We start from the raw sequence: 26,312 nt of genomic DNA on the forward strand, positions 1-26,312 counted from the left end.
TGCCGGTCATGCGAACGCGCGGGCGGGCCGGGCCAGACCCAGGTGCTCGCGCAGCGTGCTGCCCTGGTATTGGGTGCGGAACAGCCCGCGCCGCTGCAACTCCGGGACCACCATCCGCACCACGTCTTCGAAGGCGCCGGGCAGATGGGTGGCGGCCAACACGAATCCGTCGCACGCGCCGCCGTGGAACCACTCCTCCATCTGGTCGGCGACCTGCGGTCCGGTGCCCACGAACCGCGGCCCCTGCAGCAGGGTGGCCCGGTGCCCGGCCAGGTCACGCAGCGTGAGGTTGTCGCCGATGTGGGCGCGCAGGTTCTGCACCAGGCCGCGGATCCCGGACACCGAGGCGATCAGTTCGTCGGTGATCGGGTCGTCCAGGTTGTGCTTGGCGAAGTCGTAGTTCATCAGCTCCGACAGCAGGGTGAGGCTGGCCATCGGGTCCACCAGTTCGTTGAGGAACACCTGCTCGCGCTGTTTGGCGTGGTCCTCGGACTCCCCGACCACCGCGTAGGCCATCGGACACAGTTTCACCGACGACGGGTCCCGGCCGGCGGCGTCGATGCGTTCCTTCTGGTCGGCGTAGTGGCTGCGGGCCACCTCGATGCCCGGATCCCCGGTGAAGATCAAATCCGCCCAGCGGGACGCGAATTCGCGTCCCCGCCCCGACGAGCCGGCCTGGATGAGGACCGGCCGGCCCTGCGGGGTGCGCGGCACCGTCAACGGCCCGCGCACCGAGAAGTACTGACCCTCGTGCCCCAGTTCGTGCACCTTGTCCGGGTCGGCGTAGATGCCGGCTTCCCGGTCGGCCACGATCGCGTCGTCCTCCCAGGTGTCCCACAACCCGGCGACCGCATCCAGGAACTCGTCGGCCCGGTCGTAGCGTTCGTCGTGGCTGAGATGGCTTTTCAGGCCGAAGTTTTGCGCCTCACCGTCGTTGACCGAGGTGACCACGTTCCAGGCCGCACGTCCCCGGGACAGGTGATCGAGCGTGGCGAAAGTGCGCGCAACGTGAAACGGCGCGTAGTAGGTGGTGGAGTAGGTGGCGCCCAGCCCGATCCGGGAGGTGGCCTGGGCCAGCACCCCGAGCACCACGGACAGGTCCAGCTTCACCGGCCGCGCCCCGAAGCGCACCGCGTCGGCGACCGAGCCGCCGTAGATGCCCGGCATCGCCAGCCGGTCGTCGAAGAACATCAGGTCGAAACAGCCCTCTTCGAGTTGTCGACCGATCTTGGCGTAGTAGGAGGCGTCGAGGTAGCCGTGCTCGGTGGCGGGGTGCCGCCACGAGCCCGCGTACACCGAGGTGCTGCCCGCTTGCATGAAGGCGACGAGCGCCATCTGGTCGCTGCGTGTGGTCATATGACGTGTCTAGCATCTGATATTTCAGATATCAAGTGCTAGATACTGGCCGTGCCCTATGCTCGGGCCATGGCGGCCAACAACGTCGATATCGCCGGCACGGTGCGCGAGCGCGCGGCACGCGAGCTGCGCAACCGCATCCTCACCGGCGCGCTGGCGCCCGGGGTCCGGCTGGATCTGGACGCCATCACCGAGGAGTTCGCCACCAGCCGCACCCCGGTCCGCGAAGCCCTGCTGGAGTTGTCCTACGAGGGCCTGGTGAAGGTGGCGCCGCGCAGCGGGGTCACCGTGATCGGGATCAGCCCCGACGACGTGTTGGACAGTTTCACCATCCTGGGCGTGTTGACCGGACAGGCCGCGGCGTGGGCCGCGCAGCGGCTCACCGCCGAGGAGGTGGCCCGGTTGCGGGAGCTGGCGGCCGCGGTGGAGGCGCAGGCCGGCGCGGACAGCATCGGCGACGCGAACTGGCGGTTCCACCAGGAAATTCACCGGGCCGCGCATTCGCCGCGGCTGTCGGCGCAGATCCGCTACGCGGTGCGGGTGGTGCCGACGAACTTTTTGACGGTGTTCCCCGAGCACGAACACCATTCGCTGGAAGACCACCAGAAGCTGGTGGCCGCGCTGGCCGACGGCGACGCCGACGGGGCCCGCGCCATCGCCGAGCGGCATGTGCTCGACGCGGGCCGCTCGCTGGCCGACTGGCTGGCGCGCACCGGCGCGGCAACCCCGCGCCGAGAGTGAATCCGACGACGCATCGCCGGCGTGTCGCGTCGTGAAATTCCCACTCGGCGCGAAGGCGGCGCCGCAAAGGGCCTAGCGGCGACGGCGGATGATCGCCCGCAGCCGTTCCAGCCGGCCGCCGATCTCGCGTTCGCCACCCCGCCCGGTGGGCTGGTAGTAGTCCACGCCGACCAGCTCATCGGGTGGATACTGTTGCGGCACAACGCCATCGGGGTGGTCATGGGAGTACTTGTAGCCGACGGCGTTGCCCAGCGCTTGCGCCCCGGAGTAGTGGCCGTCACGCAGATGCGGCGGCACCAGGCCCGCCTTGCCCGCCTTGATGTCGGCCATCGCCGCACCCAACGCGGTGGTGACGGCGTTGGATTTCGGCGCGGTGGCCAGGTGCACGGTGGCGTGCGCAAGGGTCAGCTGGGCTTCGGGCAGCCCGATCAGCTGCACGGTCTGTGCGGCGGCGACCGCGGTGGGCAGCGCGGTCGGGTCGGCCATGCCGATGTCCTCGCTGGCCAAAATCATCAGCCGCCGCGCGATGAACCGCGGGTCCTCCCCCGCGACCAGCATCCGGGCCAGGTAGTGCAGGGCGGCGTCGACGTCGGAGCCGCGCACCGATTTGATGAACGCGCTGATGACGTCGTAGTGCTGGTCGCCGTCGCGGTCGTAGCGCACCGCCGCCTTGTCCAGCGACTGCTCGATGGTTTCGACGCTGACGTCGGCGCCTGCCTCGGCGGCGACCTCCAGCGCGGTCAGCGCCCGGCGGGCGTCCCCGGCGGCCAACCGGACCAGCAGGTCGACGGCCTCGGGTGCCACCGTGACGCCCCCACCCAGCCCGCGGGGGTCGTCGATGGCGCGCTGCACGACGGTGCGGATGTCGTCGGCGCCCAGCGGGCGCAGCTGCAGGATCAGCGACCGGCTCAGCAGCGGCGCGACCACCGAGAACGACGGGTTTTCGGTGGTGGCCGCCACCAGCAGCACCACCCGGTTCTCCACCGCGGACAGCAGCGCGTCCTGCTGGGTTTTGGAGAACCGGTGCACCTCGTCGATGAACAGCACGGTCTGCTCACCGTGGACGGCGGCGCGGCGGGCCACGTCGATCACCGCGCGCACTTCCTTGACCCCGGCCGACAGCGCGGACAGCGCTTCGAAGCGCCGCCCGGTGGCCTGCGAGATCAGCGATGCCAACGTGGTTTTGCCGGTGCCCGGCGGGCCGTAGAGGATGACCGAGGCCGCACCGGAGCCGTCGACCAGTCGGCGCAGCGGCGAGCCGTCCTGCAGCAGGTGGTCCTGCCCGACCACCTCGTCCAGGGACGCCGGGCGCATCCGCACCGCCAGCGGCGCCCCGGCCGGCACGCCGCGGTCGCCGCTGGGTGCGGGCCGCTCGCCGGGCACGTCGAAAAGACCGTCGGACACGGTTTCAGGCATACCACGCGGGCGCGACGAACTCAGTGCACCGGGCACCCGGCGGCGGTGTTGGGGGTGTCGTCGTGGTGGCGGTAGGGGGTGCCGGTGATCCCCCGGCGCCGGGCCGCCATCGTGGCGACACGCACCCCCAGCGCCTCCCACGGATCGCCGCGCGCCGCGCGCACGACCCGGCGCAGCCCGGCCCCCGGCACCCGGTCCAGCACCATGCGGGACTTGACGCAGGCGTGAACAGCCAAGCCGGTCAGCGTCTTCCACGGCTGGATCGGTACGTCACGGTAGGGGGTGGCCGACACCAGCGCGCGTGCCAGCGGATCACCGCTGTAGTAGGCGACGGCGCCGACCAGTGGGCTCACCGCCGCGCGCGCGAGCACGCCGGGCACACCGGGAATGCCCGCTAGGTTGTCCGAGGCCGCCTGGGTCATCTGCGCGGTCCAGTCGGTGGGGCCGCCCGCGGTGGCGGTCGCATAGTCGGCCAGCATGATGCCGTCCTCGGCGGTGGTCGGGATGATCTCCGGCGCGACGCCAAACACGTAGGCGATATACGACCAGTACCGCATCACCGCATCCATCTCGGCGGTCGACCGCGTCCGGCCGTGGTGGTGGTCGGTCAGCATCGGCAGCAGACCGAACGTCACCGCGGCGCCCATCGTCAGGCTGGTCGAGATGGGGTTGCCGTGATGGCCGAAATGCTCGTCGCCCCAGGAGCGCCGCAACCCCAGCCGCACCTGGGAGTGCATGAGCCGCACCCGCACCGTTTCCTTGAACTCCGGGCTATAGCGATCGACGAAGCCCGGCTTGGTGGCGTCGTGGAACCATTTGGCGGTCTCCACGTTGCGCAGCAACGGGGCGTTGACGAAGCGCTTGGTGGCCCCGGTCGCCGAGGACACCTCGGCGCCGACGAAGGTACCGATGGCGTCCTGGATCGCCATGCCGACCTTGCCGGCCAGTGAGCAGTCGATCCACAGCCGACGGCCGCGCTCCCACTCTTTGGGGTCGTGCCAGTCGGGCGGATTGTCCAGGCTGGCAAACAGATCCACCAGCTCGGCCGGCGGGTCAGCCAGGCTGTCGATACCGTGATCCAGGGCCTGCTCCAGCAGCAGCCGGCCGCGCGCCACGCTGATCACCCGGAACCGCTCCACCACCGCGTCCATCAACGCATCGCCCTGCCAGTAGTGGTCGATGAACAACTCCAGCAGGTCTTGTTGACGGCGAGTCAGCGTCGCCGGCCGGAAGTCGTCGAACACCGCCAGGTCGGCCCAGGCGGGGTCGGGTTGCAGCCGCGGCGGCGATGGCCGCAGCGGCATACCCGGCCGGTAGTAGTAGTCGTTGGGATGCCCGGTGGGTGCGACGACGGTCATGATGCGGTCCGTTCCGGAATCAGGGCCGGCGCAACCGAGACCCGGCGCCACGCCGCTCGCACCTCCCGGATCTCGCCCAGCATCCGCGGCGCGTTCAGCAAGGCCCGGGCCAGATGCCGATAGCCGTGGCGCACCAACAGGTTCGGCTGCCGAAAACCGACCGCCTGCTGCACCGGCGGCGGCATCATATCCATGATCACCCAGTAGGCGAAGTCATAGACCGGGCGCAGCGGCGTGATCCCCGGCGGGTTCAGCAACTGCAGATACTTGCTGTTGTCAACGTTGAGCCCCACCTCGGCCGCCGACGGGGATTCGACCAGCACCCGGCGGCATTCGGCCTTGCTCTGCGGCAGACCGGTGCCGCCCAGCGCCTCGCCCACCCGCGAATACTCCCGGTAAAACTGGTCCAGGTCGGCGCCGCGCAACGGTTTCGGGTGATAGCGCTCATGCGCACCGGCCAGGCCGTCGACCACGGTGGCATAGGTCCAGCGGAAGAACTCTGGGTCGTCGGCGTCATACGGCTTGCCGTCGGGGCGGACTCCCTTGACCCGATGGTGCATCGCCTTGACGGTCTGGCACAACGACTCCGCGGTTTCGGTGGAGCCGTAGATGACCCCGGTGAAGAACGAAAACGTGTGTGCCGCACGCACCACCAGGCCGCTGCTGGAAAACGTGCCCGAGCGCACGGTGCCGTCGGGCCGGCGCCCGACCAGCTTCGAATGGTCATAGACCGCGTACTGGATGTCCTGGTGCAGGATGTCGATCAGCGCGGTGTTGATCATGCCCACGACCACCGACGGGGTGTGGGTGTGCACGTACCAGGCGGCGCTGTCGGGGCCGAACCAGCCCGGGTCGCACGGCGGGCCGTCGAAGCGGGCCTTCTTGAAGTATTCCGGCCGCTGGATCTCGAAGAACAGGTCCATCGGATTCAACACGGCGGTGGGTCGCCGGCGCAGCTCCGCCCACAGCGGTGACAGGTCGGGCGCCGGCCCGTCGTCCAGCGGCACCAGCAGGCGGATCACCGCGTCGAGCGGATTCACCCTGCGGATCACGTCATCAACCGACACCGTGGCCCACCGTCCTCTCGGGTGTTGTGCCCTAGCTCACATCGAGCCTAAAGTTGAGGAGAACTCGACTTCCACTCATTTTTTGAGGCACCCCAGCAGAAGAAGGCGGCCGATATATGGCCAGGTCAAACCGCAGTATTCCGGTTCAGAAACGCTCCCAGCAGACGATCGACGAGATTTTGGATGCGGCCGCTCAGCTTCTTGATGGGGAGGGTTATCACGGTCTGTCGACGAACCAAATCGCCAAGCACGCCCATGTGAGCATCGGCACCGTCTACCGCTATTTCAACGACAAGGACTCGATCGTCGTCGCGCTGCGCGCCCGCACCGAAGACGACATCATGCGTCGGCTCGTCGCCGCCCTGGCCGAGGGGTTGGCCCTGGATGCGGTGGCCGGCGCCCGGCACGTGCTCACCGCACTGGTCGACGCCCTGGAAGACCACCGCGGCGTGATGGGCGCGGTAATCAACGATCTGCCGATGGGGATTCAAAGCAATGTGCTACCCACCATTGAGGAGCACCTGCATCACCTCGCTCGGCTGGCGCTGTTGCAGCACTATCCGCACCTCTCCGACACCGACGTCGATGAAATCGTCTATCTCGGGATGGGGATGATGCTGCAGGCCGCGCTGCGCATCGCGGTCGACCGCCCACCCGCCATGCGCAGGGAGTCACTGATCGACCGGGCCGCCACCCTGGCGGTTAGCGTGAACGCGAACCTGGGTGCGCAATCCGGGGCCGAGGCCAGCACCTGACGCGCGTTCGTCGGAGCCGAGCCCGACGGTAACGTTGTGCTGGCACCCACGGCGACGGAGGAGCGGTGATGAGTCAGCCCCCGCAGTATCCCGGCAGCTACCCGCCGGGGGGCTACGGGCCGCCGGGCGGGTACGGGCCGCCCCCGCCGGGGTACCCGCCCCAACCTTCGGGCTATCCTCCGCAGCCGCCGGGCTATCCCCCACAGTCGCCGGGGTACCCGCCCCCGCCGCCGGCGTATCCCCCACAGTCGCCGGGGTATCCACCCCAGCCACCGGGCTATCCCCCGCAGCCCCCCAGCTACGGTCCGCCCACCAGCTATGGGGCCCCACCGGGATACCCACAGCCGGGGTACGGACCACCGCCCGGCTATGGCGGTCCGCCGGGCCGACGGTTCGACGCCGGGGAGGCTTTCAACTGGGCGTGGAACAAGTTCAGCAAGAACGCCGCGGCGCTGATCGTTCCGTTCCTGGCCTACGGGGCGCTGATGGCCGTGCCCACCATGATCGCGGTGGGAATCATTGCCGGGGGTAGTGGATCAGACGGCGGCGGGCCGGGCGCCGCCGCGGTTGTCATCGCCATGCTGTGCTACCTGATCGTGATCGTGGTGGCGATGCTCACCCAGGCCGCCTACCTGTCAGGGTGTTTGGAGATCGCCGACGGTAAACCGGTGACCATCGGGTCGTTCTTCACGCTGCGCAACGTCGGCCAGGTCCTTGTCGCCCTTTTACTGGTCGGTGGGCTGGTCTTCGTGGGCAGCCTGCTGTGCGTGATCCCGGGCCTCGTCGTCGGGTTCCTGGCGCAGTTCACCATCCCGTTCGTCCTCGACCGGTCGCTGCCGCCGATGGATGCGCTCAAGGCCAGCTACACGACGGTGAAAAACAACATCGGCGACACGTTCCTGTCCTATCTGGTGCAGATGGCGGTGATCTTCGTCGGTGAGATGCTCTGCGGCGTGGGCCTGATCGTGGCTATGCCGGTGGCGATATTGGTTCAGGTCTACACCTACCGGCGCCTATCCGGCGGCCAGGTCGCCCCGGCCCAACCCTGAGGTTGGCGGGCGCTTTGCGCGGCGGCGTCGGCCCCTGCGCGCCGAATGTGCGCTGATGGCGGATTTTTCGCGATTTTTTCGCCGTGAGCGCACGTTCGGCGGTTACGGGTGTGCCGCCGGGCGAGCGCGCCAGATGCGGGGCGAGATGCCGTGGATGCGACGGAACAGCCGGGTGAAGTAGGCCGGATCAGGCAGCCCAACCCGCCGGGCGATCTCACCGATCGCCAGGTGGGTGTCGGCCAGCAGCCGGCGGGCCTCGGCCATCCGCCGCTCGGTGATCCACTCCTGCACCGTGCGTCCGGTGCGCTGGCGCACGACCGTGGTCAAATGCCCTGCCGTGACCCCGACCTCGCGCGCCACATCACGCAGCGACAACGCCTGGGGGTAGCGTTCGTCGATCACCGCGAACACCTCGGCCAGCAACGGTTCGCCGCTGCGACGAAGATCGCCCACCGCTTCGTCGGCCAGCCGGGCCAGGTCAATCAACAGCAGAGTCAGCTGCGCCAGCACTGCCTCGCGGTAACCCCGCTTGCGCCCCGCCAGCTCGGCTTCCATCGATTCGATCGCGGCGTTCCAGACCGGCCGCCGCGCCGCGGGCACCTCCAGACGCAGCAGGCCGCCGGGTTGTCCGTGCAGGAATAAGAACAGCAAGCGATGTGTCCGCCACGTCGGCCAGGGCGAATGTCCGTCTGCGCCTAGGGCGGCCGGATCGAAAAACACCCCGATCCCGTCCTCGGTGCTGCGCACGTGGGCCGGGTCGATGACCTCTCCGGCCCCGATGACGTAGACCAGCCCGGCCGCAGGTTCGTACCACAGTGCCGGGAAGTTGTGGATGTGCGCTCGGTCGGACAACTCATCGTGGCCGGCGCGTACCAGCGCCACCGGCGGAGCGTCGGGATGAGTTGGGTATCGATACGCCGGAACGCCGTCTCGGTGCTGCACCAGCCGGGCCAGCTCGGTCACGGCGCTAAAGATAATCCGGGTTTCGCCGAGCATCGGCCAAGTTCACGACGGCCGCCCGGGTCAGGATGAGGACCGGACCTCCCGACCGGGCTGCGCCCGCGGCGATCGCCACGCGGCGACTCAGGTTTTTCTTGGGTTACGAAGCCGGGCCAACTGGTCATAGTTAACTATGCGCAACGTCGGCGGCAATGCACAAGTGAACTATTTGATGTCCTTAGGCCAAGGCCCCGAACACCGGCGAGATATCGTGCTGTTCGCGCGCCGATTGGCGGCCCACCACCGGTCATCGATGGCGCCACGACCGCTGTCGTCGCACCTGGCGCGGCGGCCGGGGCCACCCCCGGATCTGAACGAATCCCCCGGTTTTACTGCGCTTGTCGGATCAGCTCGGCAGCGCCGCACCAGCTGGTGCAACCTGTTCTAATCGCTACCCTCAGATAGTTTCGATTTCACGCATTTTCGCTCGCCTTCACGTTCACTAAACCGTTACAGCAACCGCGCTGAGCACTACTTTCCTCAGGGAACTTCTTTGCGGGACCCCACACCGAACCGATGACTTTACCCATTAGCTAGTTTTCCCGGCGTTACTCAGGTTTTTCTGAGGTACGGTGCTGTGCCGTGCATCACCACGACTGAAGGAGGCCCCTTGCACACCACCCTGCGCCCCTACGTCACCGCCGGTGTCGCCCTCGTCGGCGCCAGCGTGATCGCCGCAACTCCTTTCGCGGCACCGCTGCCCGACATCCAGCAACGAGCCGTTGAGCTCACAGCCGATGCCGATGGCCTCATCGCCGATGCCCAGGACGTGTTCGGTGGCGCGTTCGACGCGCTGACCGGAGGCAGCGGAGCGGAGCTCTCGACGTTGGCGCTGTCCGATACGGTGCCGCTGTTCACCTCGTGGGTGGACGTTTTCAGCAGTGCGTTCAACAACCTCGGGGAGCTTGGCCAGTCGGTGCTGGACAATCCCGCACCGATTCTGGAGCAGCTCGCCACCAACTGGCTGGGGTACGGGCAAACCTACGCCGGGGCGATCCAGACAGCTGCCGAGAACCTGGCTCAAATGCTTGATCCCAGCTATGCGTACGGCCTGTGGGGTCAGCTCCAGACCGCGTTCACCGACCTGACCTCGGGGCAGTTCCAGGACGCGGTGCAAACGGCGTACAGCGGCATCACCCAAACCCTTATCGCGCCCGGGTTCGCCCTGCTGCCCACCCTGCAGATCCCGGGCGACATCGCGCACAACGTGTACAACGTCGCGCAGTTGATTCCGCAACTTGCGATGGGGCTCGGGCTCGGTGTGCTGCAACCCTTGTCGGCCTCCATCTACGGGGCCTTCGCTACCAGCGGCCAAGCGGTGGTCGACGCGATCAGCGACGCGGATGCGCTGGGCGCGCTGACCGCGCTGGGCAATGTGCCCACCGCCGTCGTCGGCGGCCTGCTCAGCGGCTTCGGGTACAGCACCGGCATCCTGCAAGACCCCGGCGGCCCCATCGCCCTGATTCTGCAGATGCGTGAGCTGGTCGCCGACGCCATCGGCGGTGGCGCTGCCGCGCAGGGCCTCGCGGAGGGCCCGTTGAACGCGCTCGTCAGCGCACCGATGGAGACACTCGGCTCGATGTTCAACGCCGACGGGTTGGCCGACCTCGGCGCCTTGCTCGATCCCGGCCAATTCCTGTCGGGCATGAGCGAGTTGTTCGATCCCACCCAGCTGCTCGCCGAGGTCGCGCAGCTGCCGCTCCTGCTGCTGGGCCTGGGCTGATCGCCGGATCGCCGCAGCGGTGGGTGTCCTTGGCGCAGCAGCGATCCCGCGCCGAGGGCACCCAACCCGGCGGACCCAACAAAGCTCGCCGCCCGCAGATCGTCCAGGTTTTGCCGACGATCGTGCAAGCCGGCAGTCGGTCACCGGTTCAGGATGAAGCCGATGTCCGAACAGTGCCCCCGTCACGAACCTGCCGGCATCACCGGTTCGCCGCAGCTCGACCCCGCCGAGCAACGCTGCCTAGACAGCTTTTTGGACTCGGCGACCCGGCTGTATATGGCGCTGGACCGGCGACTCGGCGACGCCCACGGCCTCAGCTTTTTCGACGTCCGGTTATTGCAGGTGCTGTACGAGGCCCCGGACGGCTGGATGCGGATGAGCGATCTGGCCGCCGAGACGATGCTGTTGATGAGTCGGGTCAGCCATCAGATCCGCCGCCTCGAAGCGCAGGGCTGGGTGCGCCGCCGCGCCGGTGTCGCGGACCGCCGCAGCGTGACGGTCAGCCTCACCCCTGCCGGACGGCGCCGGACCAGTGCGGTGCAGGCAACCTTCGGCGGGTTGGTCCGGGCCCACTTTCTGAGTCCGCTATCGCGGGCGCAGATGAGCGCGCTGGGCCACAGTTGCTATCGCGTCAGCGCCGCGCTGCAGACCGGTCAACCCAATGCAGTGCTCAGCGGCGTGCAGTAAACGAGGCTCCCGGCGCTCAAGCTGCCCCACCCCGAAGGAGTGCCCGCAACGCCTCGTCGCTCTCCGCACCGTTCACCACGACGCCGAACGTGCGCCCACGGCGGGATTTTCGCGATTTTTCCGCCCTGAGCGCACGTTCGGTGGCCATGCGCCAGACGCCAGTTCGACACTCCCGCAGACAGTCCATCACATTCCCCAGGAGATCCCTTGTACGCAACCCTTCGCCCCCTACCTCACCGCCGGTGTCACCCTCGTCGGCGCCAGCATGATCGCCGTCACCCCGGCGGCCGCCCCGTTAATGGCCGAGGTCCAACAGCGGGCCGTCGAACTCACCGCAGCCCCGGTGATCAACGACCCCAGCACCGATTGGCTGGAAATCTTCACCAAGGCCTTCGGCAACGTCGGGCAGATCGGCGCCGCGTGGGCCGAGCACCCCTTCCCGATCCTGCAACAAGTCGTCGACAACCAGATCGGCTACGCCGAAACCATCGGCGGTGCACTGCAAGGTTCTGTCACCGGCCTGGCCGCGTACTTCACCGGCGATGCGCCCGGGGCCCTCGCGCCGACGCTGCAGACGGTCGTCACCGATTTCATCGGCGGCGATGCCGTCTCGGCGGCGAACGCGATCAACACCTCCGTGATGGCACTGGCGCAGGCCGCCGGGTTTCCGCTGCTCGACATGCTGAAGGTTCCGATCGACATCACCTCGAACATCAGCAGCGGGCTGCAAACATTCGCGTTTCAGGTGCAGGGGATCGGTATCGGCGCCCTGAGCGCCACGGCGGCCGGAACCTATTCGCTGGGGCTCAGCGCCCAAGCGATCATCGACGCGCTGGGTCAGGACGACCCGCTGGGGGCGTTGGGCGCCCTGGCCGGTGCCCCCGCCGCGTTCACCGACGCGGTCCTCAACGGGATCACCAAAGAATTCCTGGGCCACACGTCGTATGCCGAGCTGGGGCTGCTGTCGCCGACCATCGGACAGTTCGCCCAGAGCGTAGGTACCGGGCTGTTCGTGACGCTGCCGCAGGCGATCGCAGCGGCCATCGCACCCGAGGACGCCGCGAGCTTGGGCACCGTCGACCTCGCGGGTGCGGAGCTGCCCAACCTGCTGAGCGGGTTGTCCACCGAGTTCACCCAGGCATTCGAAGGCGTCCTGGGCAACCTGGGTGAGCTGTTCAGCCCGCTGCTCGCGGAGCTGACCGGGTTCTTGCCCGATGCGGTGGCCAACATCGGTACATCACTGGGCGCCGAAGCATCGATGTTCGCACTCGACTTACCGTCGCTGTTGTTCTGAGGGATCCGGGGTTCCTTTCCTCCGGGGTCTCCTAGGGGGAAAGGATGCCCACCCCGGCGGCCGCTCGATCATCCGCGCTCCCCGCTGCCGATACGGGCTGCCGGTATCCAATTGTCCGCCGTGATGACCCGTCCCCTCTCGCTACCGAAAACATCGGCGACCGACCGCGCCACGATGATCCTCGGCTGAGGCCAAACCCACCACAGCAGGTGACGAAATCACCGGATCGGCGCCGTTCAGCCTTGGGTGACGAAGTCGATCAGCTCCTCGACCCGGCCGATCAGTGCGGGCTCCAGGTCATTCCAGTCGCGCACCCGGGTGCGGATCCGTCGCCACGCCGCGGCGATGTCGGCCTGGTCGGCGTGCGGCCAGCCCAGCGCCTCACATACCCCGTGCTTCCACTCCACCCCGCGCGGCACCGTCGGCCAGGCTTGGCGCCCAATGCGATTCGGCTTCACCGCCGCCCAGATGTCGATGAACGGGTGCCCGACCACCAACGTGTGCGCCCCGCCGGGGCCGCGCCGCACCGCATCGGCGATGCGGGATTCCTTGGACCCGGCGACCAGGTGGTCGACCAGCACCCCGAGCCGCCGGCCCGGCCCGGGCCGGAACTCCTCGACGATGCCGACCAGATCGTCGACGCCACCCAGGTGCTCGACCACCACCCCCTCGACCCGCAGGTCCTCCCCCCACACCTGCTCGACGAGTTCGGCGTCGTGGCGGCCCTCCACGTAGATGCGGCTGGCCAACGCCGTGCGCGCGCGGGCCTTGGGCACCGCCACCGACCCGGAGGCGGTGCGGGTCGGGGCCTTGGGCGCGGCGCGCCGCGGCGCGGTCAAGATCACCGGCTTGCCGTCGATCAAATAGCCGGGACCGACGGGGAAGCCGCGGGTGCGGCCGTTGCGGTCTTCCAGGTCCATCCGGCCGTACTCGACCCGCACCACCGCACCGACATACCCGGATTGCGCATCTTCGACCACCATGCCGATCTCCACCGGCATCTCGGTGGACCGCACCTTGCGCGCACTGTGCGGATTGTTGGCTAAGACGTCGGAACCGTAGCGATCGGGCACCGGAGCGATCCTAGGGCGCATCACCGCGCCCAACGTGCATCCACGGCGGGGGTTTCGCGATTTTTTCGCCGTCGACGCACGTTGGGCGGGGTCTGTCGGTGGCCCACGGCACACTCCGGTCATGGCGGCACCTTTTATTGGCAGCGAGGCACTGGCCGCCGGCCGGCTGACCCGGCACGCGCTGCGCAGCAGATACCTGGCGATTCATCCCGACGTCTATCTGCCGCGGGGTACCCCGATCACCGCGTTGACCCGGGCCCGGGCGGCCTGGCTGTGGTCCCGGCGACACGGCGTGGTGGCGGGCCAGTCCGCGGCGGCCCTGCACGGCGCCAAATGGGTCGACGCCCGCGCACCGGCGGAGATCTTGGGCACGAATCGCCGCCCGCCGCCGGGGGTGCGGGCCTGGTCGGATCGCGTCGGCGACGACGAGGTCGAACGGATCGGCGGCCTCGCGGTGACCACACCGGCGCGCACCGCCCTGGATATCGCCTGTCGCTACCCGGTCGACGCGGCGGTCGCGGCCCTTGACGCGCTGGCCCGCGCGACGCATCTCAACGTCGCCGACGTGGAGCTACTCGCCCAGCGCTACCCGGGCCGGCGCGGCATCCGGCGTGCTCGCGTGGCCCTGGATCTGGTCGACGCGGGCGCGCAGTCACCCCGCGAGACCTGGCTGCGGCTGCTGTTGATCCGCGCCGGGTTTCCCGGCCGCAAACCCAAATCCCGGTCTACGACGAGTACCGCCAGCTCATCGCGGTGCTGGACATGGGCTGGGAGGACCTCCAGGTCGGTGTCGACTACGAGGGCGATCACCACCGCACCGACCCCAGGGAATTCAACAAGGACATTCGGCGTCAGGAGGCGGTGGCCGGGCTCGGCTGGATCGACATCCGGGTCACCTGCGAAGACACCGAAGGCGGCATCATCCGACGCGTCGACGCCGCCCGCGGTCGCCGAACGTGCGCTGACGGCGGGATTTTCGACGAATCTCCGCCATAGCTGCACGTTCGGCAGCGGGTCAGCGGGCGGAGTTGGTGTGCCGGCGGCGCACCGCCAGCACCAGCACCCCGGCCACCGTGATGGACACCAGGTTGATCACCAGCTGCGCCACCGACCGGCCGACCACATCCCAATCGCCGATCGTGGCGGCCACCACCGCGAATCCGGCGGCGGGCACCGTGGTCACCGAGATGAACACCCCCACCAGCGCCGCGGACTTCGCCGAAGTCAGCGACAACATGCCGGCCGCGCCGGCCAGCAGCGCCACCACCACCGACAGCGGGCCGACCTGGAAGATGAAGTCGACGTGGCTCGTGCGCGGGTCGCCCAGGTGCACCCAGCCGACCGCTTCGCCGGCCAGGGTGGCCAGGCCGGTCACCGTCATCGCGACCGGGAACCCAACCGCCAGGGCCAGCGAGGCGCGGCGGGCCAAGTCCATCCGGCGGCGCACCAACGCCACCGACAGCGCCGCCAGCGGCCCAAACTCCGGGCCGACCACCATCGCACCCACCACGGTGACCGTCGACTCGGTGACCACCCCGATCGCCGCGATCAGGCAGGCCAAGCACAGAAACAGCAGAAAGGTCAGGTTGAGGGTGGATTCCTCGCGGGTGCGCCCGATCAGTTCCTCCCAGACCACCGCGTCGGCGGGATCGCCGGCGGCCTTCTTCTCGGCCCGGTAGGCGGTTTTGGAGACCACGGTGTCGATGACTTCCAGCGTGATCGCGCCGCGTTCATCCAGCCGCAGCGCCTTGAGTCGCTCGACGACGTCGTTGGCGATTTCCCGCGCGATATCGGCGGTGATGACGTCGCCGGCCGGGTCCACCGCGGCGCCGTGGTGCAGCACCACATGCGCGATGCCCGGTTCCCGGTCGAACAGCCGCAGCACGTGGTCACGCAATTCGGTGGGCGCAATTACCCGCAAATGCAACACGACGCGCACCTTAATGCCTTCTTTGGGCGCACAATCGACATATGGCCACCTGGGACGACGTCGCCCGCGTCGTGGAGGAGCTGCCGCTGACCGCAGAGCAATCCCCGCACGACTGGCGGGTGGGCAAGAAATTGCTCGCGTGGGAACGACCGCTGCGCAAGTCCGACCGCGAAGCGTTGGGGGCCGACGCGCCCAGCGGCGACATCCTGGGGGTGCGGGTGGCCGACGAGGGGGTCAAGTTCGCGCTGATCGGCGACGAACCGGAGATCTTCTTCACCACCCCGCATTTCGACGGCTATCCGGCGGTGCTGGTCCGACTGGACGGAATCGGGGAGCTCGGGCTGCGCGAGCTGATCACCGAGGCCTGGCTGACCCAGGCACCCAAGCAGTTGGTCAAGGAGTTCCTCGCCGAGCAGACGTGAGGGTGCGACACCGGTCGCGTTGAAGGCCCGCCCGCGCACCGAACGTGCATCCACGGCGGGATTTCGCGCGGATTTCCGCCGTGAGCGCACGTTGGGCGCCGACCCTACGGCTTGAGCTCGCCGGAGATCGCCGCGCCGCCGGAGACCCCGACGCGCAGCGCCGACAGGTCGCGGCCCGCGGTGTCGGCCTCCGGCCGGCCGCGATTGTGTGGGCGTTCTGCGGAACGCCTGGCACGGGGTCGCGCCCACGTTGAACCCGGTCGCTCAAGTCGCAGGGGCGCACAGCATGGTGCGGCGCCCATTGCCACGAGTCCCGGCCCGGCGGCCCGGGATCCAGGTCCATCTATACGAAAAGTCCAGATAACTGGACTTTTTTGCGACTGCTAAACAGCCGCTTCCCGCTAGGCTCACAAGTTAGCTGGTATGCGCGGTCCCCCGCTACCCCAGGCCCCGTGACGCGGGTCCGGCGACGCCCGACTGTCCTGAGCCAGCTGAGACGCGCCTGTGGGCAATCTATGCGCTTCTTTGCTAGCTCTTGCGCTATCCACGGGTTGCCAGCTCCGCCCCACTGAGCGCCGATCCCGCATGCACAAGTGAGACGCAAGCAACGCTTAGTGACGCTCCATAACCTCGCTTATGCTGGAACTCTCGGAGTACCGCTAGACTGCAGCAAAGATTATTGCGATGAGCGGGGAGCAGCATCGAGCCATTTGCCGCAGTCGTCGATAGCGCCATGTCGCAACTATGCGCCGCCACCGCGACGAAGGCAGCGCCTGGCGCAATGAGGTCGGGCAATCAGCAAACGAGACATCCATAACCTATGCAACGGTCAGCGGCCGCCGGCGAAGGTTGGGACCAGGCTGTCCAGCTGGCCGAGAACGTCGGCATGCCAACCACCTGCACCGCCGGACGGCATCGGCCCCGCAGTTAGCAATAGCAGCTATGAACTTTGCGGAATCACTTGCCGACTCAGGTTACCCTCAAGTAACGTTCGGGCCGTCATTGTGAAGCCGATCACGGTGACGCCTGTCAATTAGGAGAGCAATGCAGTTAGCCATGCGTCCGTGGATCACTGCCGGCGTCGCCCTCACGGGCGCCGGCATGATCGCCGTTAGCCCGGTGTCACCGCCGCTGCCGGACATCACCATGCCGTCGGTTCAACTCACCGCCGCCGACGGCGGCATCATCGACTCAGTCGTCGGAACATGGGGGGACACCTTCGGTGCGGCGTCCACTAACGCCGCAGAGATTTTCAACCACTTCGCCGCGGCTCCATTGCCGGTGCTGCAGCAGATTCTGGTCAACCAAGTCGGATACCTCGACGACCTGGTCACCAACCCTGCCGGGATCTTCGATCAGATCGGGGACCACCTCAGCGCGGTCGGCACCGCGCTCGTCAACCCGTTCGTGACGCCGGACGCCACCGACGCCCTGTACAACTCGCTGGATGCCAGCCACCAAGATTTCTTCGAAATCATCCAGCAATTCGCGATACCGGGGCTCACCGATAATGCAGATCTCCAGTCACTGCTGCACGGGCTGGTGGATTTCGCCGCCTCACCTCTCAGCGGCGTCCTCCTGGGCACCCTAGGGACGGGACTAAGCCCGGTGCTGCAGTTCGGCAGCGACGTCACCGGTATCGCCGACGCCCTCGGCGGGGCCGATTTCGGGACGGCGTTTCAGGATGTCCTGAACATGCCCGCCAACATGATCGACGCCTTCCTCAACGGGTACGGCACGGTTGACCTGGTGCCGCTGCTGGCGCAGTTGGGAATCACGTTGCCTTCGCTACCGCTAGTCCCCGGGTTGGACAGCACCATCACGTCGCTGCCGTTGTACATGGGTGGACTACTCAGCGCGGGCGGCTCGATTCTGCAAGCCGTTGGCACCAGCGCTGACGTTTACCTTGACGGCAGTTTCATCGACAACGTCACACTCGCCACGGGTGAGGCGGTTGGACCGATTGCGTCGTTGGTGGAGTTCGCGCAGTCCATCGCGGTCGCCCTCGGCTGGGACGGCGTCGGCAACCCGCTGGCGGACCTGCTGACCCAGGGCGGCACCGAGATGTCGACCATGATGGCCAGCGGCGGCATCGACGCGCTGGTCAACGGCCTGGGTACCGACATGGCCGCATTGATGAGCGGTGAACTACTCACCAACCTGCTCACGATGTTCTTCTGAACGCCATGACGCCCCGCGAGTCCTGCCGGTAGGCAGGCGCCAGATGGCAATCGGTCCCCTTCCCCGGAAGGGGACCGATTGCCTGCTTTTACCGACCGACAAAAGACGTGTCGGCCGACGATCCGACACCCCGCCGACGCCCAAGTTTCCTGAGAGTTAGTTAGGCGTTTCCTATACATCCGGCAGGTCATGTGCACTCACCAGGAGCTGCAGGCGGCGATCTTTGCCGTACCAGACAGATGCTATCCGGAAACCTGGACAGCAACCGCGGTGCCGATCGGCATCGGTCGAGCCACCGGCCAGCAAACTACTTACCCGGCGTGGGATTGGCCCGCAGAGCCCAACGCTGGTCCACCGCAAGCGGTTCCGAATCGCGCCGACCTGGACGATCTCCGGCGCCCACCGACCGGCGGTTTCCCGGCTCGTCTCGGCTGCCGAACGCGTCGTCGCGCAGAAAGACTCCAATTTTTCGGAACTTATATTTTTCTTGGCTTATTCTGAGGTAATGCTGGACCCCCGCAGCAGGAGACCCCGCCGTTTGATCCCCGCCCGCCCGTCCCGGGCGCGCGCCCCGGACGTCGGCACGGCGGTACCCGTCCCCGGAGCCGACGCGGGACATACACCCAGGTAGAGGATGCGGCTTGGCGGTGTAGCCGCACCCACACGGCGAGCAAAATCGTGCCTCCAGTTCCCGGCAACGCGGACGCAATGCCGAAAAGAGGACGAATAGAAATCATCGTCGCATACCCGAAAGGGGCTCAGCGCAATTATCGATAGCCTCATGGACTAACTCGGCCCCCGTCATAGAATTCGCCGTCGAAACCTGTATTATCATATTTTTCTCAGTTAATGGTTATCCGTTCACGGCAACCCAGAACGCGCCCATCGCCGGCGGCATCAGCACCGGCTGCGCGCCAGCGCGGGCCCAGCAAAGCAGCTGCTCACCACCGCAGTCGAAGCACACGGGAAGCTCCCGCCGGACCCACCCCGCATCCCGTGGCGACCACGACGGTTGGGCACCCGATCCCGTTGACACCCGCCCAGGCCAGTCACTCGTCGGTACCGAGCGGTGACAGTCCACAAACTCGTGCGAATTCGCCGCCAGGTGGGGTGAAAGCCTGTTCACGCCAAGCAATAGAGGTGCGCAATCGACCACCGCGAGCGCGCCGTGCACGCCGGGCAACGACCGCTCAATCGACCGCCAGCCCCGCCCGTGCGGTGCGCCGCCCAACGCAACCGGCGCCGACCCAGCGTTAGCAAACCGGTGCGCTGGGCGCCAAGCCGGTCAGTCTCGATGCTGTGGCGCTATGACCTACTAAAACACGTCCCGCAGTCGGCGGGTCTGCGGGCACGATCCCAGCCGAAGCAGCATCCGCCGCTGTGCCAGCTGCATTTCTTGACGCACCATAGGTTGACTTATTGAATTGTCCGAGAATTGTTGTTTTTAAGCTTACGCTCAGGTAACGTTCGGCTCGCCAGCTGTGAAACCCGTCACATTGGCAACCCTCATAAGGAGAGCAATGCAGCTAGCCCTTCGCCCCTGGGTCACCGCTGGCGTCGTTCTTACCGGCGCCAGCATGATCGCCGTCACTCCCCTCGCGACATCGCTGCCCGAGGTTCAGGTGCCGTCAATCCAGCTCACCAGCTTGGTCGACGACGTCGGCGACGCGCTGAGCCTGGCCAGCCTCGACCCGATCACGCCGTGGATCAACGTCTTCGGCGACGCGTTCAATAACGTGTCGACGATCGCCACCGACTGGCTAGCCGACCCGTTCCCGCTGCTGACCCAAGTCCTGACCAATCAGCTCGGCTACGGCCAAACCCTGGTCACGGCTGGCACCGACGCGCTGTCGAACTTCTTCACCTACGTCACCGGCGATGCGGCGTACAACAGCCTGCAGTACTTCCTCGGACAGGCGTTCGACGCTCTCCTCGCGGGGAACATCACCGGCGCGTTCTCCAACGTCTGGAGTTCCGTGCTCACCGGGCTGCTTGACACCGCGGTTCCGCTGCTGACCTCCGGTGCGCTGGACATCCCGGCAACGATGGCGCAAAACTTCGCCAATATCGTCACCACGTTGACGGACGTGAACACCGTGCTGCCGCTGTTTCTGGGCATCCTGCAGCCGATCTATGGGACATGGACGGCGTTGGGCGACAGCTTGCAAGGAACCCTCGACGCGGTGCAGGCCGGGGATCCGCTGACGGCGTTCGGCGACCTCATCAACCTGCCCGCCACGGTCACCGGCGCATTCCTCAACGGGTACGAGCCGCTCGGCGCACCAGGGCTTCTCAGCCCGTTCAACGGCTTCGAGAGCGGACCCATTGCCGCCCTCTTGAACCTGCCGGTGGAACTCGCAAAGGCCATCGCGCCGGCGGCCGGTGGAGCGGACCTGCTGAGCGAGCTCGGCAACATCCTGAACCTGGGCGATGTGTTCAACCTCGGCGACCTCTTTAGCGGGTTCGATCTCGGTGCCATCAGCGATATCTTCACCCAGCTGCCCACCGAGTTCGCATCCATACTCGGCGACCCGTCGATGTGGTTCTCGTTCCTCTAAACCCCCTCGAGGTCTGCCCCCGCGGCAGCTGAGACCACAGCAAGTTGGGCCCCTCCCGTCACCGGGAGGGGCCCAACTCGTCTCAGCCTCCGGATGAAGTCGCCTGTACCGCGCTGCATCAGGCCACGAGCACCACCGTGTAGGAGCTCAGCTAGCGACCGCCACTCAAGTCACTTGAGTAACTCTACTTAACTATAAACACTACAGACACATAACAGGAGAATCTCAAGCCACTCTAGTAACAGCAATAACTTTTATATCACTAGCGCATATCAACCTCTTAAATAACTTAGTTACTTAAAGTTGCTATTAACCCCATTTATCCCGCTAAGCTCGAAAACCTCACCGGTAGACACCTATCACGGAGGTTGTTATATGCAACGCAAGGTGAGGTTTCGGCGTGTCGTCCGGCCGCGACGACGCCGCAGGTCACTGACCCGATCGGGGTTGATCGCCGGGGGCGTTGCGGCGTTACTGGGTCCGTCGGCGGCGGTGGCGCACGCGGATGCCGTGAATTGGGATGCGGTCGCGCAATGTGAGTCCGGCGGCAATTGGCACGCCGACACCGGCAACGGCTTCTACGGCGGTCTGCAGTTCCGGGAATCCACCTGGCAGCAGTTCGGTGGTGTCGGTTCGCCGGCCGACGCCCCCCGCGATGAGCAGATCGCGGTCGCCAACCGCGTCTTGGCCGTGCAGGGTCCGGAGGCGTGGCCTCGGTGCGGCCCCGGCATGATCCCCGATATTCCGGTGTGGCGGCCGTTCCGCACCGTCGTCAAAACCATCTGGGGATGGGTGCCGCACTAACCCCACCGCGGGCATCCCGACCCGACGCTAACGCGTCGGTTGCAGCTCAAACAGCGGGATCACCCGGGTCGTCTTGGCCTGGTAATCCGCGAAACCCGGTGCTACCGCGACGATCCGGGGAAACACCGCATCCCGCTCCACGGGCGGCAACTCACGGGCGGTGACCTCGAACGACTCGGTGCCGATCTCGACGTGCGCCCGCGGATGGGCCCGCAGATTGTGCACCCACGCCGGATGGATATCGGCCCCGGCATACGAGCCGATGATGATCAGCTTGCCGTCGATGCGCAGATAGGCCAGCGGCGTCACCCGCGGCTGACCGGACTTCGCGCCCGTCGTCGTCAACAACAACAGGTCGGCACCGGCGAACTGGCCACCCACCTTGCCGCCGTTGCCGCGGAACTCCTCGACGATGCTCGTATTGAACGCCTTGATCGTGCCGGCGTCCGGGATCTGCTGTGCCATGCCGGGCACAACCCGCAGCGGTGGCGCCGCTATTCCGGCCCGACGCCCCGGTTATCCCGACAGCACGGCCTGGGTTTGCGTGACCTGGGCGACCAGCTTGCCCCGATCGTCGGTGAGGTTGGTCTGCGCGACGATCGTGGTCCGCCCGACATGCAGCGGGACGCAGGTTGCGGTGACGACACCGCCGCGCACCGCCCGAAAGAAGTTGGTCTTCGACTCGATCGTCGAGGTCCCGGCACCGGGCGGCAGGTTGGCCACCGCGCACAGCGCGCCGATCGTGTCGGCGAACGCCATCAGCGCTCCCCCGTGCAGGATCCCGCCGGCCGTGCACCGTTCGGCGGCCCAGTCCATGGTGGCGGTCACCCGTTGCGGCGTCACCTCCCCGACCTCGATACCGAGGGCGGCGGCGAACGGGATGGCGGCGGCCAGGTGGGTCAGGTCGTTGGTGTCCATGAGGCCAGCTTGACCTACCGTGTCCGCGGGCGGAAGTGCTACGTTTGTAGCATGGCTGTAGTAGCATCTCGTGACCTGCGCAACGACACAGCTGGAGTGCTGCGCCGAGTGCAGGCCGGCGAAGACATCACCATCACCGTCAAGGGCCGTCCCGCTGCGATTCTGACGGCCGTTCGCCCCCAACGTCGGCGCTGGCTGGATAAAGCAGAATTCCTCGCACGACTCCGCCGAACCCAAGCCGACCCGGGGTTGCGCGAAGACCTCACTGCGCTGGCCGGCGACACCACCGATGATCTCGAGCCCATCCGATGAGCACGACTCCGGCGGCGGGCCTGCTCGACACGTCGGTGTTCATCGCAACCGAAACCGGCCGAGAACTCGATGAGTCGCTGATCCCCACGAAGCTCGCAACCACCGTCGTCACCCTCGCCGAACTCACCGCCGGCGTCCTGGCCGCCAGCAATTCCGATACCCGTGCGCAACGACTGGCGACCCTCGACTCCGTCGCGGACATGGAACTACTGCCGGTCGACGAGGACGCCGCACGCATGTGGGCACGGCTGCGCATTCACCTCGCCGAGACCGGTCGACGGGTCCGCATCAACGACCTATGGATTGCGGCCATCGCCGCATCGCGAACGCTGCCAGTCATCACCCAGGACGACGATTTCGCCGCCTTGGACGGTGCCGCCAACCTCACCGTCATCCGTGTCTAGCCCCCGCCGCAACGCCGAAATCGACTGCAGCGCGGAAAAGTTCGAGTACGACCCGCGCCCACGTCGATCTCGGCGCAAAGGCAAAGGGGCAAAGACGCGAGAGCGAGGGCGCGAAACCTAAGCCGACGGCTTGGCGTCGATGCCGGATTCCTTGCGCTGCTGGGCGGTGATCGGCGCCGGCGCGTCGGTCAACGGGTCGACCCCGCCGCCGGACTTGGGGAACGCGATCACCTCCCGGATCGAGTCCACCCCGGCCAGCAGCGCCACCACCCGGTCCCAGCCGAACGCCAGCCCACCGTGCGGGGGCGCGCCAAAGCTGAACGCGTCCAACAGGAAGCCGAACTTGTCCTGGGCTTGCTCGGCATCCAGGCCCATCACCGCGAACACCTGCTGCTGAATGTCGCGGCGGTGGATACGGATTGAGCCGCCGCCGATTTCGTTGCCGTTGCAGACCACGTCGTAGGCGTCGGCCAGCACCACACCGGGATCGGATTCCAGCGCCGCCGCGAACTCCGGCTTGGGCGCGGTGAACGCGTGATGCACCGCCGTCCATGCGCCGCCGCCGACGGCGACCTCCCCGGCCGCGGTGGCCTCATCGGCCGGCTCGAACAGCGGCGGGTCCACCACCCAGGTGAACGCCCACGCGTCGGGGTCGATCAGGTCCAGCCGCTTGGCGATCTCGACGCGCGCCGCCCCCAGCAGCGCCCGCGACGCCTTGGCCGGCCCCGCCGAGAAAAAGATGCAGTCCCCCGGCGCGGCGCCGACGTGGTCGGCCAGCCCCGCGCGTTCGGTGTCGGTCAGGTTCTTGGCCACCGGGCCGGACAGGGTTCCGTCCTCACCGACCAGCACATAGGCCAACCCCTTGTGCCCGCGCTGCTTGGCCCACTCCTGCCAACCGTCCAGGGTGCGCCGCGGCTGCGACGCCCCGCCCGGCATCACCACCGCGCCCACGTAGGGCGCCTGGAACACCCGAAACGTGGTGTCCTTGAAGAACTCCGCGCATTCGACGAGTTCCAGCGAAAACCGCAGGTCGGGTTTGTCGGATCCGAAGCGGCGCATCGCGTCGGCGTAGCTCATCCGCGGTAGCGGCAACGGCAGCTGGTAGCCGATCAGCGCCCACAGCGCGGCCAGGATCTCCTCGGCGACCGCGATCACGTCCTCGGCGTCCACGAAGCTCATCTCCAGGTCGAGCTGGGTGAACTCCGGCTGCCGGTCGGCACGGAAATCCTCGTCGCGGTAGCACCGCGCGATCTGGTAGTAGCGCTCCATGCCGGCGACCATCAGCAGCTGTTTGAACAGCTGCGGGCTTTGCGGCAGCGCATAGAACGAGCCGGGCTGCAGCCGGGCCGGCACCAAAAAGTCGCGCGCCCCTTCCGGGGTGGACCGGGTCATGGTCGGTGTTTCGATCTCAACGAAGTCGTGGCCGGCCAGCACCGCCCGGGCGGCGGCATTCACCTTGGAGCGCAACCGGATCGCCGCACCCGGCCCATCCTCGCGGCGCAGGTCCAGGTACCGGTAGCGCAGCCGGGCCTCCTCCCCCGCCGGCTCGTCGAGCTGAAACGGCAGCGCCGCGCTCTCGCCGAGCACGGTCAGCGAGGTGGCATTGACCTCGATCTCGCCGGTGGGCAGCTCGGGGTTCTCGTTGCCGGCCGGCCGGATCTCGACGACCCCGGACACGGCGACACAGAACTCGGCGCGCAGCCGATGCGCCTGGGCCAGCACCTCGGGGTCGCGAAACACCACCTGCGACACGCCGGATGCGTCGCGCAGGTCGATGAAGATGACGCCGCCGTGGTCGCGCCGCCGCGCCACCCAACCGGCCAACGTGACCGTCACACCGGCGTCGGCGGCCCGCAACGAACCGGCGGTGTGGCTGCGCAGCACAAAGACCCCCTCGGGAACGGTTTGGACAGCCTGCCCAGTGTAGAGGGGCGGCCAGGCGGTAACTTCCGTGCCATGGCCACTTCACCGATCGCGATCGTGGGGCCCGGCGCCATCGGTGCGACCGTTGCCGCCTATCTGCACACGGCCGGGCAGCGGCTGCTGTTGTGCGGGCACACCCCACGGGACCGCCTTGAGGTGCGCCCCGACGATGCCGACGCGATCGTCGTGCCCGGTCCGGTGCACACCGACCCCGGGGAGGTCACCGGCCCGGTCGGGCTGGTCATCGTGGCGGTCAAAACCACCCAGATCGACGCCGCGGCGGGCTGGCTGGCCAAACTCTGCGACGCCGACACCGTGGTGTGCGTCATGCAAAACGGGGTCGAGCAGGTCGAGCGGGTGGCCCCGCACTGCCCGACGTCGACGGTGCTGCCGGGCATTGTCTGGTTCGGTGCCGAGACCCAGCCCGAGGGGTGGGTGCGGTTGCGCGGGGTGCCGCGGCTGGCGTTGCCGGTGGGCCCGGCCGCCGAGTCGGTGGCGACGCTGCTGCGCGACGCGGGCTGCACGGTGGATTTGGACGCCGATTTCACCACCGCGGCCTGGCGCAAGCTGCTGGTCAACGCGGTGGCCGGGCTGATGGTGCTCTCCGGGCGGCGCGCCGGGATGTTTCGCCGCGACGACGTCGCCGCGCTGGCCCGCGCCTATGCCGGCGAGTGTGTGGCGGTGGCGCGCGCCGAGGGCGCCCGGTTGGGCGATGAGGTGGTCGACGACGTGGTGGGGCTGTTTGCGCGGGGCCCCGCGGATATGGGCACCTCGATGCTGGCCGACCGGGAGGCGCATCGCGCGCTGGAGTGGGAGGTGCGCAACGCCGTGATCACCGACCGCGCCCGCCGGCATCAGCTGCCCACCCCGATCGGCGACGTGCTGGTGCCGTTGCTGGCCGCGGCCAGTGACGGGCCGGGCTAAGCGAGTTGCCCGCGGGCGCTGACTCTGCGTCTACCAGGCAGAACTGCGAGTAGCGCGCGTGGTAGACGCAGAGTCAACAACCAGCATCCGGCTTCCGTCGCTCAGAAGCCGAGCAGCCCGCCGAATAGGTCGGCCAGCAGCGACGCCGGGTCAAGCAGTCCGGTCAGTTCCGCGCCCAGACCACCGAGCGCGTCCGCGCCACCGATGCCCAAGGCGTTGAGGAAGTCCGCCGGGTCCAGGATTCCGGTCAGCGCGCTCGGCAGATCCAGACCGGTCAGCAGGGTCGCGAAACCGTCGGCGCCGAACAGCGAGTCGGTGAACATGGTGGGATCGAAGGCGAGTGTCCCCGCGCTCGCGGGCAGACCGTCCATACCCGCCGTGAGCGCCTGGGCGATCTGCTCCGGCCATTTCACCAGCA

24 protein-coding genes and 1 pseudogene are annotated in these 26,312 nt (G+C 67.6%); 14 read left to right on the forward strand and 11 right to left on the reverse strand.

Translation table 11 applies throughout. The features are described 5' to 3' along the window. Positions 1-6: 6 nt before the first annotated feature. On the reverse strand, positions 7-1,356 hold the full coding sequence (locus ACAG26_RS18795; protein ID WP_370484576.1) for an LLM class flavin-dependent oxidoreductase: 1,350 nt from the start codon (positions 1,354-1,356) through the stop codon (positions 7-9). Positions 1,357-1,425: 69 nt separating this feature from the next. Here ACAG26_RS18795 and ACAG26_RS18800 point away from each other — a divergent pair, with 69 nt between their 5' ends. After that, on the forward strand, positions 1,426-2,097 hold the full coding sequence (locus tag ACAG26_RS18800) for a GntR family transcriptional regulator (protein ID WP_370484577.1): 672 nt from the start codon (positions 1,426-1,428) through the stop codon (positions 2,095-2,097). A 72-nt stretch (positions 2,098-2,169) separates the two neighbouring features. On the opposite strand, the gene ACAG26_RS18805 is transcribed toward ACAG26_RS18800, so the two are convergent. From ACAG26_RS18805 to ACAG26_RS18815, 3 genes are read right to left on the reverse strand one after another with little or no spacing between them, the layout of a single operon-like run. Further along, positions 2,170-3,513: a replication-associated recombination protein A gene (locus ACAG26_RS18805; RefSeq protein ID WP_370484578.1), complete on the reverse strand. Its 1,344-nt coding sequence runs from the start codon at positions 3,511-3,513 to the stop codon at positions 2,170-2,172. A gap of 20 nt (positions 3,514-3,533) precedes the next feature. Further along, on the reverse strand, positions 3,534-4,871 hold the full coding sequence (locus tag ACAG26_RS18810; protein WP_370484579.1) for an oxygenase MpaB family protein: 1,338 nt from the start codon (positions 4,869-4,871) through the stop codon (positions 3,534-3,536). Further along, complete coding sequence (locus tag ACAG26_RS18815; protein WP_370484580.1) at positions 4,868-5,938, reverse strand: oxygenase MpaB family protein; 1,071 nt, start codon at positions 5,936-5,938, stop codon at positions 4,868-4,870. Before ACAG26_RS18815 ends, ACAG26_RS18810 begins: the two co-directional genes overlap by 4 nt. 116 nt (positions 5,939-6,054) lie before the next feature. Here ACAG26_RS18815 and ACAG26_RS18820 point away from each other — a divergent pair, with 116 nt between their 5' ends. Continuing rightward, positions 6,055-6,693, forward strand: a complete 639-nt coding sequence (locus tag ACAG26_RS18820) for a TetR/AcrR family transcriptional regulator (RefSeq protein WP_370484581.1) — start codon at positions 6,055-6,057, stop codon at positions 6,691-6,693. 68 nt (positions 6,694-6,761) lie between these two features. After that, on the forward strand, positions 6,762-7,742 hold the full coding sequence (locus tag ACAG26_RS18825; RefSeq protein ID WP_370484582.1) for a hypothetical protein: 981 nt from the start codon (positions 6,762-6,764) through the stop codon (positions 7,740-7,742). Between the two features lie 102 nt (positions 7,743-7,844). Here ACAG26_RS18825 and ACAG26_RS18830 read toward each other — a convergent pair whose 3' ends face one another. Continuing rightward, positions 7,845-8,705: a helix-turn-helix transcriptional regulator gene (locus ACAG26_RS18830; protein WP_370484583.1), complete on the reverse strand. Its 861-nt coding sequence runs from the start codon at positions 8,703-8,705 to the stop codon at positions 7,845-7,847. 646 nt (positions 8,706-9,351) lie between these two features. On the opposite strand from ACAG26_RS18830, the gene ACAG26_RS18835 reads away from it, so the two are divergent. The 3 genes from ACAG26_RS18835 to ACAG26_RS18845 all read left to right on the forward strand — a co-directional run bounded on the left by ACAG26_RS18835 (position 9,352) and on the right by ACAG26_RS18845 (position 12,445). Next, complete coding sequence (locus ACAG26_RS18835; protein ID WP_370484584.1) at positions 9,352-10,464, forward strand: hypothetical protein; 1,113 nt, start codon at positions 9,352-9,354, stop codon at positions 10,462-10,464. Positions 10,465-10,626: 162 nt separating this feature from the next. After that, positions 10,627-11,151, forward strand: a complete 525-nt coding sequence (locus ACAG26_RS18840) for a MarR family winged helix-turn-helix transcriptional regulator (RefSeq protein WP_370484585.1) — start codon at positions 10,627-10,629, stop codon at positions 11,149-11,151. A 265-nt stretch (positions 11,152-11,416) separates the two neighbouring features. Next, positions 11,417-12,445 carry a hypothetical protein gene (locus ACAG26_RS18845; protein ID WP_370484586.1) on the forward strand — a complete coding sequence of 343 codons (1,029 nt, stop codon included), beginning with the start codon at positions 11,417-11,419 and terminating at the stop codon, positions 12,443-12,445. A gap of 236 nt (positions 12,446-12,681) precedes the next feature. On the opposite strand, the gene ACAG26_RS18850 is transcribed toward ACAG26_RS18845, so the two are convergent. Then, on the reverse strand, positions 12,682-13,518 hold the full coding sequence (locus ACAG26_RS18850) for a DUF3097 domain-containing protein (RefSeq protein ID WP_370484587.1): 837 nt from the start codon (positions 13,516-13,518) through the stop codon (positions 12,682-12,684). A gap of 121 nt (positions 13,519-13,639) precedes the next feature. On the opposite strand from ACAG26_RS18850, the pseudogene ACAG26_RS18855 reads away from it, so the two are divergent. Further along, positions 13,640-14,514 (forward strand): annotated as a pseudogene (locus ACAG26_RS18855) (hypothetical protein). A 19-nt stretch (positions 14,515-14,533) separates the two neighbouring features. Here the strand turns inward: ACAG26_RS18855 and ACAG26_RS18860 are convergent. After that, the gene (locus tag ACAG26_RS18860; protein WP_370484629.1) at positions 14,534-15,448 is read right to left on the reverse strand and encodes a DUF389 domain-containing protein; all 915 of its coding nucleotides are present in this window, start codon (positions 15,446-15,448) and stop codon (positions 14,534-14,536) included. Between the two features lie 41 nt (positions 15,449-15,489). Between ACAG26_RS18860 and ACAG26_RS18865 the strand changes: the two genes are divergently transcribed. The 4 genes from ACAG26_RS18865 to ACAG26_RS18880 all read left to right on the forward strand — a co-directional run bounded on the left by ACAG26_RS18865 (position 15,490) and on the right by ACAG26_RS18880 (position 21,413). After that, entirely contained in the window at positions 15,490-15,870 is a 381-nt protein-coding gene (locus ACAG26_RS18865) for an MmcQ/YjbR family DNA-binding protein (protein WP_370484588.1), read from the forward strand. Between the two features lie 1,044 nt (positions 15,871-16,914). Further along, complete coding sequence (gjpA, locus tag ACAG26_RS18870; RefSeq protein ID WP_370484589.1) at positions 16,915-18,051, forward strand: outer membrane porin GjpA; 1,137 nt, start codon at positions 16,915-16,917, stop codon at positions 18,049-18,051. Between the two features lie 1,520 nt (positions 18,052-19,571). Then, positions 19,572-20,609 (forward strand): hypothetical protein, encoded by a 1,038-nt coding sequence (locus tag ACAG26_RS18875; RefSeq protein ID WP_370484590.1) that lies wholly within the window; start codon positions 19,572-19,574, stop codon positions 20,607-20,609. 375 nt (positions 20,610-20,984) lie between these two features. Next, positions 20,985-21,413, forward strand: coding sequence for a transglycosylase family protein (locus tag ACAG26_RS18880; RefSeq protein ID WP_370484591.1), 429 nt, complete (start codon positions 20,985-20,987; stop codon positions 21,411-21,413). Positions 21,414-21,440: 27 nt separating this feature from the next. Here the strand turns inward: ACAG26_RS18880 and ACAG26_RS18885 are convergent, their stop codons facing one another. Next, positions 21,441-21,878, reverse strand: a complete 438-nt coding sequence (locus ACAG26_RS18885) for a nitroreductase family deazaflavin-dependent oxidoreductase (RefSeq protein WP_370484592.1) — start codon at positions 21,876-21,878, stop codon at positions 21,441-21,443. 51 nt (positions 21,879-21,929) lie between these two features. Beyond that, positions 21,930-22,331, reverse strand: a complete 402-nt coding sequence (locus tag ACAG26_RS18890) for a PaaI family thioesterase (RefSeq protein ID WP_370484593.1) — start codon at positions 22,329-22,331, stop codon at positions 21,930-21,932. Between the two features lie 51 nt (positions 22,332-22,382). On the opposite strand from ACAG26_RS18890, the gene ACAG26_RS18895 reads away from it, so the two are divergent. Together ACAG26_RS18895 and ACAG26_RS18900 are read left to right on the forward strand one after the other, a co-directional pair. Beyond that, on the forward strand, positions 22,383-22,643 hold the full coding sequence (locus ACAG26_RS18895; RefSeq protein ID WP_370484594.1) for a type II toxin-antitoxin system Phd/YefM family antitoxin: 261 nt from the start codon (positions 22,383-22,385) through the stop codon (positions 22,641-22,643). Beyond that, positions 22,640-23,047, forward strand: a complete 408-nt coding sequence (locus ACAG26_RS18900) for a type II toxin-antitoxin system VapC family toxin (protein WP_370484595.1) — start codon at positions 22,640-22,642, stop codon at positions 23,045-23,047. Before ACAG26_RS18895 ends, ACAG26_RS18900 begins: the two co-directional genes overlap by 4 nt. A 117-nt stretch (positions 23,048-23,164) precedes the next feature. Here ACAG26_RS18900 and aspS read toward each other — a convergent pair whose 3' ends face one another. Continuing rightward, positions 23,165-24,931 carry an aspartate--tRNA ligase gene (gene aspS, locus ACAG26_RS18905; RefSeq protein ID WP_370484596.1) on the reverse strand — a complete coding sequence of 589 codons (1,767 nt, stop codon included), beginning with the start codon at positions 24,929-24,931 and terminating at the stop codon, positions 23,165-23,167. Positions 24,932-25,003: 72 nt separating this feature from the next. Here aspS and ACAG26_RS18910 point away from each other — a divergent pair, with 72 nt between their 5' ends. Beyond that, positions 25,004-25,894, forward strand: coding sequence for an oxidoreductase (locus ACAG26_RS18910; RefSeq protein WP_370484597.1), 891 nt, complete (start codon positions 25,004-25,006; stop codon positions 25,892-25,894). Between the two features lie 101 nt (positions 25,895-25,995). Here ACAG26_RS18910 and ACAG26_RS18915 read toward each other — a convergent pair whose 3' ends face one another. Further along, positions 25,996-26,307: a hypothetical protein gene (locus ACAG26_RS18915; protein ID WP_370484598.1), complete on the reverse strand. Its 312-nt coding sequence runs from the start codon at positions 26,305-26,307 to the stop codon at positions 25,996-25,998. Positions 26,308-26,312 lie beyond the last annotated feature (5 nt).

The organism is Mycobacterium sp. pUA109 (assembly GCF_041287095.1).
Classification (GTDB): Bacteria; Actinomycetota; Actinomycetes; order Mycobacteriales; family Mycobacteriaceae; genus Mycobacterium.